This window comes from Sphingobacterium sp. UBA2480 (assembly GCF_002341965.1).
In the GTDB taxonomy this organism is placed as follows: Bacteria; Bacteroidota; Bacteroidia; order Sphingobacteriales; family Sphingobacteriaceae; genus Sphingobacterium; species Sphingobacterium multivorum.
This window is the reverse complement of sequence record NZ_DDPA01000007.1, coordinates 508453-521336: the sequence shown is the minus strand read 5'-3', so window position 1 is coordinate 521336 and position 12884 is coordinate 508453. Positions and strand designations below refer to the sequence as shown.

The following is a 12884-nucleotide window of genomic DNA, read 5'->3' as shown; positions in this document are numbered from 1 at the left end:
TCATTTAATCATTTAAAAAATGAAGTACAAAAAATTAAGTATAGCACTATGTCTTGGATTAAGCTGGATCGCCACCACGGAAGGAATGGCCAAAGAATCGCTTAATCCAACCATTGGACAACATAAAAATACACATTCAACATGTTCGAAAACTGGTCTTCAGGATAGTATCGGCAAAGACAGTACAACACTTGTACAAGTTGCTTTCCGGAAAGTTCAGAAAAAAGACCTCATGGGCAATGTCCAGTCCATCAACATCCCACAATTGCTCGACAAGAGCTACAACACCTACAGTCTGGAAAATCTCGATGCCTTTATTTCCGGATATAACGGTAATATCTGGGGGATGAGCGGTTATCTGGTCTTAGTGGATGGATTTCCGCGCGACGCCAATAACGTTATGCCAACCGAGATCGATCAGATCAGTGTCCTAAAAGGAGTCAATGCCATTGCACTCTATGGTAGCCGTGCGGCAAAAGGTGTAATCAGCATTAACACCAAACGCGGAAAAGCTGGCGGTCAGCAGATAAAAATCAGGGCCAATAGCGGTATCAATACGGCGATCAGTTATCCGCAATACCTGGGCTCTGCCGAATATATGACGTTATACAACGAGGCCCGGCAAAATGACGGTCTCTCGGCACTCTACGGCGCCGAAACCATCTACCAACATGCAGCCGGAACAAACCCTTTCCGCTACCCAAATGTTGATTATTATTCCTCGGACTATATCAAGGATCATTATAATCGCTACGATGCCACCGCCGAAATCTCAGGCGGAAATCAGCGGGCACAATATTATACCAACTTTGGTTTTTGGTCCGAAGGGTCTATGCTCAATTTTGGACAGGCCAAGAAAAATGGGGGTGCCAATCGATTTAATATGCGTGGTAACATCGACGTCAAAGTCAATGAAATGATCTCGCTCAATGTGGACGCTTCGGCCAGCTTTTACATGTTAAAAGGAGTCAACGCAGATTATTGGGGAGCAGCCGCCATCGCTAGGCCGCATCGCTTCTCCCCACTCATCCCGATCGATATGATCGAAGAAGGTGACATCAATTCGATGGTGTATGTCAACAATAGTAATTTTCTCATCGATGGTAAATACCTTCTGGGGGGAAGTCAGCTGGATCAGACCAATGCCTTTGCTAACATTTATGCCGGTGGCACCAACCGCTATCTTAACCGCCAGTTTCAATTTAATACAGGTTTGAATTTTGACTTGAAAAATATCCTGGAAGGATTGGTTTTCAAAACCAACCTCGCCGTGGACTATCAGTCCAATTACAACCAGGCCTACAACAACAATTATGCAGTATATCAAGCTTCATGGAACAACTATGACGGAAAAGATCGAATCAGTAGCCTTACAAAATATGGGGATGACCGCATTTCGGGCTTGCAAAACATCAGCGGCAGCACCTATCGGCAGACCATCGGACTCAATGGATCCTTAAACTTTAATCGCACCTACGATAACAACCACCATGTTTCGGCAATCCTATTGGCCAATGCATTTCAGATCGCTGCCTCCGGCAGTTACCATAAACTCAGTAATGCCAACCTAGGGCTCCAGTTAGGCTATAACTATTCCGATAAATATTATGTTGATTTTAGTAGCGCCTATAGCCATTCGGCGAAATTACCGCAGGGGAACAGACAGGCCCTCTCCCCGACATTAGCCCTTGCCTGGCGCCTGTCAAAAGAAAACTTTCTTGTCAATAGCAAAGTTGTCAATGACCTAAGATTGTCCGCTTCGGCGGGGATCTTAAACACAGATCTGGACATTAGCGATTATTTCCTGTATCAAGGCTATTATACCTACAACAATGGGGCCTGGTATAGCTGGGCGGATGGCGCATTGGTGCACTCTTTCGACCGACGGAGAGGCGACAATCCAAACATGAAATTTCCAAAACGCAAGGAACTTAACATCAGCCTTGAAGGTGGACTTTACAATAATTTGATCACTTTCAATACATCCTACTTTTTTAACCGCATGAGCGGTGGTTTGGTGCAAGCGGCAACGCAATACCCGATGTATTTTACGACAGGTTGGCCTGTTTATTCGGATCTTCCCTTTATCAATTACAACAGTGACGAACGGCGGGGTGTAGACTTTGGAGTCAATCTGAACAAACAGTTAAACCAAACTTTTGTATCACTGGGACTCAATGGGATGTACTATACGACAAAGGCCGCAAAAAGGGACGAACTTTATCAATTTAGCTATCAAAATAAAGCCGGGAAACCGCTCGATGCATTATGGGGTTTACAGCATGATGGTTTTTATATGAGCCAGTCCGACATTGACAATTCGGCCTTCTCTTCATTTGGTGAAGTAAAACCGGGTGATATTAAGTATAAAGACCAAAACGGGGACGGCACGATTGATACGCGTGACGAAGTTTATCTGGGCAAAGGCGGATGGAGCGGAGCTCCACTTACATTAGGACTCAACCTGACGGTCAAATGGAACAACTTCACCCTTTTTGCTGCCGCTACAGGCCAGTTTGGTGCCAAGGCCATGAAAAACAGTTCTTACTTTTGGGTAGATGCGGAGGATAAATATTCCGTGGTCGTGCGCGACCGCTGGACAGAGTCGACCAAAGAAACCGCTACTTATCCACGCCTAACTACCTTCAACAGTGATAACAACTTTCGAAGCTCAGATTTTTGGCTTTATAAGACGGATCGCATCAACCTGTCCAAAGTGCAGCTTTCCTACGATTTCCCCAAACGTATACTCAGTTCCAAATTTATCCATGAATTAGGTATTTACGCCAACGGATCCAATCTGTTGATGATTGCAAAGGAAAAAGAAATCATGCAATTGAATATCGGACAAGCGCCTCAAACGCGATTTTTCAACGTCGGCCTAAAGGCTCTATTTTAATCATGAATATTTAAAATGAGAATGATGAAAAAACTATTAACGCTAGCCATCGCGAGCAGCCTGTTATTTTCTTCCTGCGAAGATATGTTTGAACCGGCTCTCGAGAATAATCTTGAAATTGAAACGGCCAATAGCCGCCCGTTATATGCTCAGGGATTGCTTTTAAACGGATACAACCGAATCCCAAGCAATAGCTACAGCTTTGATGACGTTGCGACCGACAATGCGGTGAGCAACGATAAGAACAATACATTTCTAAAAACGGCAACCGGCCAGTGGACAAGTATCAACAACCCCTTTGATCAATGGCGCAACAGCTATTCGGCCATACAATACCTGAACAATTTTCTGTCCTTAACAGACCAGGTTGAATGGGCCATGGAGCCAAAAGTTAGCGCCCTATTCAACGACCGGATGAAAGGCGAAGCCTATGGCCTCCGTGCACTGTTTATGTTCTATCTCCTACAGGCGCATGCCGGCAAGTCAGGCACAGGAGAGATATTGGGCGTTCCGATCCATTTGACTCCTGAGACCGTCAATTCGGATTTCAATCAACCCCGAGCCTCATTTGAAGCCTGTATGCAGCAATTGTACGACGACATCAACAAAGCAGAGGATCTATTGCCGATGGATTATGAAAATATAGCAAGCGATAGCCAGGTTCCAGTTAAATATGCAGGAACCGTAAACGCCAATGATTACAATCGCGTATTTGGCTCCACGTTTAAATTACGGATGACCAAGCGCATTGCACAGGCTATTCGTGCCAGGGCAGCGCTATTAGCAGCAAGTCCAGCATACAGTGAAGGGAGTAAAACGACCTGGGAGCAAGCCGCGATCTATGCGGGGCAGGTCATCCAAGCCAAAGGCGGTGTCAGTGGGATCGACCCTAAAGGATTTACCTGGTACAATAAAGAGGTGGTCGACGGTTTAACCTCCGGCTCCAATCCGGCCGAAATTCTTTGGCGTACAGACAAAGGAAATAGTAACAGTATGGAACAAGATCATTTTCCGCCAACATTATTCGGTAGAGGCCGGCTCAACCCTACGCAGAACCTGGTCGATGCCTTCCCTATGGAAAATGGCTATCCCATTGCCGATGCCAATTCGGCCTACAATAAAGCCAATCCTTACGATAAACGGGATCCACGATTGAAGACCTATATCATTGTCAATGGTGCGACAGCAGGTGTCAGCAATTCAGCGATCAATACGACAGCCAATAGTCCGACCAATGACGGCTTGAACAAAGTCGAAACATCTACACGAACCGGTTATTACCTGAAAAAGCTCCTGCGTCAGGATGTCAACCTCAACCCCTCATCTTCTACGCAACAAATGCACTTCAATGCGCGTATACGCATGACGGAAATGTATCTGGCCTATGCCGAGGCGGCCAATGAAGCTTGGGGACCTACAGGTATGGGTACCTTTACGTTCTCGGCCTACGACATCATCAAAGCTATTCGCCGGCGTGCAGGTGTAGGCACCAACAATGGCGACCCTTACCTGGAGCAAGTCAAAAACAATAAAGATCAAATGCGGCAGCTGATCCGAAACGAACGCCGACTGGAGCTTTGCTTTGAAGGATTCCGGTTTTGGGATCTTCGCCGTTGGAAAATGGATATCAATGTCGCCGCCAAGGGCATGAGTATCAACAACAACAGCTATACCGAAATACCTGTCGAGAATAGACTCTATGAAAACTATATGAATTACGGCCCAATCCCGTACAGCGAGGTACTTAAATACAGCAATCTTGTACAAAATATAGGTTGGAATTAAACTTAACATGCACACGATGAAAAAAATCAATATCCTGTACGCAATGGCTTTAGTAAGTTTGGCGTCCTGCAAAAATAACGACTGGGAGTTCCCTGACTTTGAATTTCAATCGGTATACTTCGCTTATCAGACACCGGTCAGAACAGTGACCCTGGGCGAAGACATCTTTGACAATAGCCTCGACAACCAACATAAGGTCAAAGTCATGGCAACTACAGGCGGCGTGTACAACAACAAAAAAGATATTCGTATCGACTTCGTTGTCGACAACAGTCTCACAAATGGGCTTCACTACCCAAATGGGCAGGCTGTTACCGCACTGCCTGACAATTATTATCAGCTTGCCAGCAACCAGATCAGCATTCCCAGCGGTAGCCTCACGGGCGGTGTGGAGGTACAGCTGACCGACGCGTTTTTTGCCGACCCCAAGTCGTTGGAAACCTATTACGTTTTACCGCTCCGGATGACAAAGGTTGTCAATGCCGATTCAATACTCTCCGGTAAAACCTCATTACAGACTGCCAATAGGGCAATTGCATCCGACTGGGACGCTGCACCGAAAGATTTTATCTTCTATGCCCTCAAATATATCAATCCCTGGCATGGCAATTACCTTCGCCGCGGTACCGATCAGATCGTTGGCAAAGGCGCCAACAGTAGCTTGACAAAAAGCGTTGTCAGGCATCAGGCCTACGTCGAAAAAGATGAAGTCAAAAACATCAGTACGGCAGCACTTAAGAAATCAGTCTTGCCCCTATCTTTTAAGGGAGCAGGTGATGTCAATATCAATGTCAATCTGAACCTATCTTTTGACGACGACAACAATTGCAGTGTTAGCTCGGCTAGTGCCGGCGTATCAGCTACCGGAAGTGGAAAATTCGTCAAACGGGGTGAAAAAAACAGCTGGGGCAATGCAGACCGAGACGCACTATATCTATCCTACACGATCGATATGGCACAAATGACCGCCACAAGCAAGGATACCCTCGTTATGCGGGACCGATCCGTAAAAATGGAAACTTTTACGCCCGTCAAAAAGTAGTATCAATTCAATAACGAACAACGATGAAAAAAATCAATAAAACTATCGTCATCCTACTTTCGCTCGGCACTGTCTGGAGTTCCTGCTCCAAATATCAACCCTTGGAATTTGCTGTTGATAAACCGCAGGAAGTGCTGGCGCAGGAAGATATAAATGCCTACAATCCCCTGAAAACTTATTTAGACAAACAGGCAAACCCCGCATTTAAACTTGGTGTCGCGCTCAATATGAACGATTATTTTAATAAAGGAGTACTCTACCGCTTGGCTAATCGTAATTTCGAAGAAATGGTGATGGGCTATGAAATGAAGCATGGTTCCATTGTGCAAGCCGACGGAAGCCTGAATCTATCTCGTGTAGAACAGCTGATCACAGCTGCACAGGAAAACAACATGGCACTTTATGGCCACACGTTGTGCTGGCATTCGGGACAGAATGCCGCCTATCTGAATAAGTTAATCGCTCCGGTGGTTATACCAGGTTCTGGAGGACCAGCTCTAGCGGGACATGCACTAAAAATGAGCAATCCCTCTGTTGTCAATGCCTGGGAAGCACAGACAGCCACAGACATTAACCCAACGGAAATAGGGAAAGAATATGTATTGAAGATTGTAGCCCGGGGCAGTAAAGCAGGCAACATTGGTATCGATCTGCAGAGCACCTCCAATTATACGGGCGACAATATGGGTTCATTGGCATTAACAACAAGCTACAAAGAATACGAGCTCAAAGTCACCGCAACTGCAGCGCGTAACCGTTTTATCATCAATTTTGGTCAATATGATGGAACTATTTTCATCGACAAAGTCGTGCTGACAAAAACAGGTAGTTCGGCAAGCCTTATTGCCAACAGTGATTTTGAAAACAATATTGATGGCTGGTTTGGCTGGGGAAACAATTCCTCCAGAGCGCAGTCCGCCAATGGCGAAGGTTATGGAAGCCCTGGGGGCAGCACGATCGAGAAAACCCCTGCCGAGAAAGAAGCCATTCTCGCGAAAGCGCTGGAGACATTTATTGCCGGCATGCTTGAGAAAACCAAAGGCTACATCAAGGCTTGGGACGTAGTCAACGAACCGATGTCCGACTGGCCCGACCAATATGCCCTAAAGACGGGAGTCGGCAAAACCGATCTGGCGGATGATGAATTCTACTGGCAGGATTATTTGGGTAAAGATTATGCCGTGAAAGCCTTCCAGTTTGCCCGCAAATATGGTAATGCCAATGATCTCCTTTTCATCAATGACTATGGCTTGGAAGGCAGTGGCAACAAATGCAAAGGGCTCATCGCCTATGTCGGCTACATCGAAGGCAAAGGGGCCAAAGTGGATGGAATTGGCACCCAGATGCACATCGATATCAATACCAGTAAAGACCAAATCGTCAGCATGTTCAATCTATTGGCCGCAACAGGCAAGCTGATTAAAGTGTCTGAGCTCGATATCGGCCTTGGAAACGGCATAAAGACCAGCAATGCAACAGCTGAAATGTATCAGAAACAGGCTGACTTATACAAGTTTGTCATTGAGAAATACCTCGAGATCATTCCCAAGGATAAACAGTACGGTATCACCCTATGGAGCCCGTTGGATAGTCCAGACCAAGAGGGTTCATTCTGGCGACGCGGAGAGCCCATCGGCTTATGGACCGAAGGATTTGTTCGAAAGCCAGCCTATCAGGCTGTTGCTGAGGCATTGTCAGCTAAAAAATAAGATCATTAATCACCCTTTAAATATGTAAATTATGAGAACAAACAACATGTGGTTATTGCTGATCTTTTTATTAGCTATTTTTTCCAGCTGCTCGCGGCTGGAAGAAAAAACATTGATCAGCGAATCCGAAAGAAGTCTTAAATCCAATGTTTCCGCGCAAGCCGTTACAAGCTGGCCGCGGCCAACCCCTACTCTGCATGTCGGTGGCAAGTACCTCAAAGATCCCTGTGACAATAATATTGTCCTGCACGGGGTAGCCATTACACCAAGCCCTTGGTTCAATGGCTGTCAGTATGGAGCCAACTCGGGCTACTGCACCTGGGACAATTACAATGTGCAGGGCGCACTCAATTACAACAAGGCGGTCATGGACAAGCTCAGCAGCGCCGCCGACGGTTGGTACCTCAATTATATCCGTCTGCATATTGATCCTTATTGGACCAATGATCCAGGTGCACCCATTCCCGAAGACGATATCTCAAGGTTCAACTACAATCGTCTGGTTACTTACACTGACCAGGTCATTGTCCCCTTAATCAATCATGCCCGCAGCCGCGGTATGTATGTCATCTTACGTCCTCCAGGTGTATGTCCGCACCGTATCGCCGTCAATGATGCTTATCATACCTATCTCAAGACCGTATGGACTTTTCTGTCGCAGCACACTGCCCTAAAAAATGCAGACAATGTGATGTTTGAATTGGCTAACGAACCTGTTGAAATCCTTGGGACGAACGGTACTTGGGGAATGACGGGAAATGAACATTTTGCCGCGCTGAAGAATTTCTTTCAGCCCTTAGTCAATATCATCCGTAACAACGGAGCCAACAACGTCTGCTGGATACCCGGTACCGGTTGGCAATCCCATTACCAAGGCTACGTCAATAACCAGATTACGGGTGGCAACATTGGCTATGCGGTACACATTTATCCCGGTTATTGGGGCGGTGTCAATACCTATCAAGCTTTCCAAAATGCCTGGAATACCAATGTCAAACCTATTGCTGACATTGCGCCAATCGCTATTACAGAGACCGACTGGGCTCCACAGGGATATGGTACTTTCGGCACAGGATCTACGGGCACCGCTGGTGGTAATGGTTTTGGTGCAAATTTGAAATATATCGTCGATCAGTCTGGCAATGTCAGCTGGAACCTCCTTGCTCCCGACGACCTGCTCCATAAAGGCGACCCCAATGCCGGCACCGCCTTTAATAACGATTGGGAGGCCTGCGCTGCACCGAGCAAACAATGGTTTCAGCAATATGCCGCCTCCAATTACCCCATGTCTAACTGCACCGTCACCAGCTTGGTGAACAATGGGATTTACGAAATTGAATTTCAGACCGATGCCAACAAAGTCCTTGATTTGAAATCAGGGGAAGATGCCAACGGTGCAGCACTCAGACCCTGGACCCGAAATGGTGCAAACGCACAGCGCTGGGTAGCCATCGATGCAGGCAATGGTTACTGGCGCTTTGTCTCCAAAGCAAGCGCAAGCAGTCGTTGCATCGATTTGACAAGTAACAGCAATGTACTCGGAACTGCCATCCGGCTCTGGCAGAACTATGGCAATGATGCGCAGGCCTGGAAGGTCACAGCTGTAGCTAATGGCTATTACAAAATTACCTCAAAGGTAGATGCCACACGCGGTTGGGATGTACCCAGCTGTACGATGGATGGCAACTCCAATCTGCAGCTTTGGGATTACTATGGTACATCCTGTCAGTTGTTTAAATTCAAATTTATAGCGATGAACTAAAGGTCATCTTTTATCGGTAAGCTATTCTTACCGCGAAATAGTTTATTTTAATCACATGAAAAACTTCACCATGCGACAAACACAATTTAAAATCCTGTTCATGATCTTCCTACTATGCGGTTTTTCAGGTACAGCAGCGTTCGCCCAAGACAAAAACTTCCATATTTACCTTTGCTTTGGACAATCCAATATGGAAGGGCACGGTAAATTCGAAGCACAGGATACCATGGCCATCGAACGGTTCAAGGTACTATCGGCAGTAGATTGCCCCGATTTAGGGCGGCAATATGGCCAATGGTCGCCGGCTCGGGCACCACTCACACGCTGCCACACCGGACTTACACCTGCAGATTATTTTGGCCGAACACTTGTAGAAAATCTTCCCAAAAATATTGAGGTCGGTGTCATCAACGTTTCAGTAGGTGGCTGTCATATTCAATTATTTGATCAGGACAGCACAGCAAGTTATGTTGCAAAGTCACCGGAATGGATGAAATCCATGCTTGCTGCCTATGACAACAATCCTTATCAGAGACTGGTAGCTCTAGCCAGGATGGCGCAGCAGAAAGGTGTTATCAAAGGTATTTTGCTTCATCAGGGTGAGTCCAACACTGGCGATCGGCAATGGCCCAATAAAGTAAAAAAAGTCTATGAAAGCCTCCTGCGCGATTTGCACCTGAGCGCCCAAGATGTCCCGCTGCTTGCCGGCGAACTCCTTTCGGCCGAAGCCGGCGGTAAATGCGCAAGCATGAACGCTATCATTCAGATACTGCCCGCTACCATCCCTACTGCCCATATCATCTCCTCCAAAGGCTGTGCAGGTATTGGCGACGGACTACATTTCAGTCCTGCGGGATACCGGCAGCTAGGCAAAAACTATGCGGCAAGCATGCTTAAATTGCTGAAAAAGCAATGAAATAAAAAAGCTAGGGAATCAATCCCTAGCCTTTACAGATAATCAGCCATAGTGATACACACCATGATCGATATGGCCATTCGTTCTAATAATAGTATCCTTTATGGCTTAAGGCAATAACAGTACATACTGTTGTCCTTTAATTTCCAAAAATTTTGGCTAATTCCTGGTGTAACAGTTCACCTTTGATATTGATAGCAACAATGTTCCCTTGAGGATCCACCAGATAATTTTGCGGTACGGCACGCACGCCATACAGCACTGCTGCCTCATTGCTCCAGCCCTTTAGATCGGCGACATGTATCCAAGGCAATCCATCATCCTTAATGGCCTTTAACCAGGCATTTTTTCCTTTTGTATCATCCAGCGAAACCGCGAGCACTTCCAGGCCCTTATTTTTATATTTGTTGTATGCCTTCAATAAGTTGGGGTTTTCAGCACGGCAGGGACTACACCAGCTTGCCCAAAAGTCGATCAGCACATACTGACCTTTAAAATCGGATACGTTGACCAATTTCCCTTCCGTATCTGGCTGGGAAAAATCAGGTGCCTTATTACCGATTTTCACACTTCTCTCCGCTAGAAAACGTGCTTCCAACTGTCGCGCATTTGTCATTTGACGCACCTCTTTGGAAAGCTTCAAAAACAAAGGTTCGATCTCACTGAGCTTGCGTTTATTGGCCGCATCAATAAGCGCGTCCACCGCAAAGATTGAATTGGGATTTTTGGCAGCAAATGCCAGCTCTTTAACCCGTCGCGCCTCAAATCGCGCCTCAAACTTCTCATGGATAGCCTTATACTGCTCATTGGCATCAGGAGCAACCTGCTTTACGGCCGAAAAGGCCTTGTTACCCGCATCAATAATATCCATAAAACCACCGCCAATCTCATTTAAATAAGCGACATAGGCGTTATGCAAGGGCGACCCCTTTATGGCAGCGGTACGCAGTGAATCTTTGATGGTCATGTTGTAAGTTTCATTACCCAAATAAAAATATAATCGATCGCCAATATTTTGTGCGATCAATTTACCCTTACCGTCCTGATCAAACACCATTCGGGAGTAAGCTGGCTCCTCTACCGTTCCTTTGAAACTAAACTTGCCATCCACAATAGCCGATGAATCCGAGGCTGGAAATCCATCTTTTGTGTAATCGAGATACACTTTTTTGCCATTGAAAGCTTGTGGTACAGTTCCTTTGATCTGAAAACCGGCTTGTTGCGCAAATAATGTCAAGGGCAAAAATGCCAGCGCTAAGGCAGCTATTTTTAAATTTTTCATGTTTATATAATTAGATTGTATATTGTTCTTTTTTTACTTACGCCAGGTCATATCCACGGGATTTCCGGGAAGACCGTCAATTGTTTTAAACAGCTCGCCGTTTTTCCCTACCCGGATATCTATATAATACAGCGCGCCTTCTGCCCCCGCAATCAATGTATTCTCATCATCATCATCCAGTTTGAGCAGGCTGACATCCGATTTGATGGCTGCCTTCAACAGTTCCACCTGCTGATTGAGTGGATTATAGCGAAACACCTGATTTTTGTAGGCCACATAGATGTACCCATTGCGGGTGGCCACCATCTTTGTTTCGGTATTTATCCATTCTTGTTTTATAAAGAGTCTCTTATGTATTGCCGTAATCATAAACGGTCCATTAAAATTTGCATTGAACTTCAGTTCATACAGTTGGCCGCTACCATCCTTCACATAAGCGTAGGTATCTGTGTTATTGATCTGTACCATTTTAATCAGATCCATACCCACCTTTGTCGGATCAAAAATTTCAGTATTTACGGGACTATACTGGGTACCAAAATACATCGGACTGCCATACATATTGATTCGGATAAACTGCTTTTTATTTTTTTCGAAAGCAATTACACTATAGTTGTTGTCGACGGTTGTCAATATAATCTCCGGTGCCAATTCATAGTCCCCATCCGCGTAAGTTCCAAACATACCATAGGTATTCGATTGATCCCAGGTATTCGTTGTTCCGCCATAAAATTTGCCGTTAATGACGCCCATCATTACTCCTTGCGGATGGGCGAGCAGATTTCCGACAGCAATCGTTGCGGGAGCTAGAAAAAAGTTATCGTGCAGCGTACCGGGCTTCACCGCTTCTTTAACCAAGTTATTGACATCGAGGCGCACACCTGCCTGTTTGGAAATAATCCAGTATCCTAATGGGGTATTTCCCGTGAACTGATTTTTGAGGTAATGGATATGCATCGGATCAGGTGGTAATGGTTCGCGATTGATCGCCTCATAAATATTGGCTTGTACGCTGTTGTCAGGTTTTATAAAGGACAGCTTACTGACCCCATTCTGGATGGATAACACAAGTGATCCTCGCGAAAAAGCAGTCGCTCCCTGGATTTTGAAATTATAGAAATATTTCATTCCATTTGCCGTATTGGTCACCGTAAGACGCGCCGTGTATCTTTTGGCCTGAAGCCCAAAAACGATGCGTAGGGTGGGCCCTTCGTAGTGGTTGGCTTCGGGGACAATTGCCTCCGGTACATCTATGCGCCAGTTACATTTCAGTGAAGCCGCATCGATGCCCGTAATTTTAGGTGCTATAATAAGACTATCACCAACCGAAGCTTCATACAAAGTATCCAATCCGGTAATCTGCGGTCCCTCAGGCATATCGACAGCATAATTCCCCTTGTCCTTATAACAGCTACCCAAAACCAATAAATTTAAAGCCGCAATGGCAAAAAATAGTATTGCTCTTGATCTCTTTACATTTCTTTTCATC

General features: G+C 45.8%; 8 protein-coding genes. 6 read left to right on the top strand and 2 right to left on the bottom strand.

The window, feature by feature from the left end:
* Positions 1-19: 19 nt before the first annotated feature.
* From B3600_RS15475 to B3600_RS15450, 6 genes are all read left to right on the top strand, one after another.
* A complete protein-coding gene (locus tag B3600_RS15475) occupies positions 20-2899 on the top strand; it encodes a SusC/RagA family TonB-linked outer membrane protein (RefSeq protein ID WP_286753582.1) in 2880 nt (959 codons plus the stop codon).
* A gap of 21 nt (positions 2900-2920) precedes the next feature.
* Complete coding sequence (locus tag B3600_RS15470; protein ID WP_286753581.1) at positions 2921-4684, top strand: RagB/SusD family nutrient uptake outer membrane protein; 1764 nt, start codon at positions 2921-2923, stop codon at positions 4682-4684.
* A gap of 16 nt (positions 4685-4700) precedes the next feature.
* The gene (locus B3600_RS15465) at positions 4701-5726 is read left to right on the top strand and encodes a DUF5627 domain-containing protein (protein WP_286753580.1); all 1026 of its coding nucleotides are present in this window, start codon (positions 4701-4703) and stop codon (positions 5724-5726) included.
* A 23-nt stretch (positions 5727-5749) separates the two neighbouring features.
* Positions 5750-7435 carry an endo-1,4-beta-xylanase gene (locus tag B3600_RS15460; RefSeq protein WP_286753579.1) on the top strand — a complete coding sequence of 562 codons (1686 nt, stop codon included), beginning with the start codon at positions 5750-5752 and terminating at the stop codon, positions 7433-7435.
* 31 nt (positions 7436-7466) lie between these two features.
* Positions 7467-9197: an RICIN domain-containing protein gene (locus B3600_RS15455; RefSeq protein ID WP_201638900.1), complete on the top strand. Its 1731-nt coding sequence runs from the start codon at positions 7467-7469 to the stop codon at positions 9195-9197.
* 100 nt (positions 9198-9297) lie between these two features.
* Positions 9298-10113 carry a sialate O-acetylesterase gene (locus B3600_RS15450; RefSeq protein WP_286753578.1) on the top strand — a complete coding sequence of 272 codons (816 nt, stop codon included), beginning with the start codon at positions 9298-9300 and terminating at the stop codon, positions 10111-10113.
* 139 nt (positions 10114-10252) lie between these two features.
* Here the strand turns inward: B3600_RS15450 and B3600_RS15445 are convergent, their stop codons facing one another.
* Both B3600_RS15445 and B3600_RS15440 read right to left on the bottom strand, forming a co-directional pair.
* The gene (locus B3600_RS15445) at positions 10253-11395 is read right to left on the bottom strand and encodes a TlpA disulfide reductase family protein (protein WP_286753577.1); all 1143 of its coding nucleotides are present in this window, start codon (positions 11393-11395) and stop codon (positions 10253-10255) included.
* A gap of 33 nt (positions 11396-11428) precedes the next feature.
* Positions 11429-12883: a PKD-like family lipoprotein gene (locus B3600_RS15440; RefSeq protein WP_286753576.1), complete on the bottom strand. Its 1455-nt coding sequence runs from the start codon at positions 12881-12883 to the stop codon at positions 11429-11431.
* Between the last annotated feature and the right edge of the window lies 1 nt (position 12884).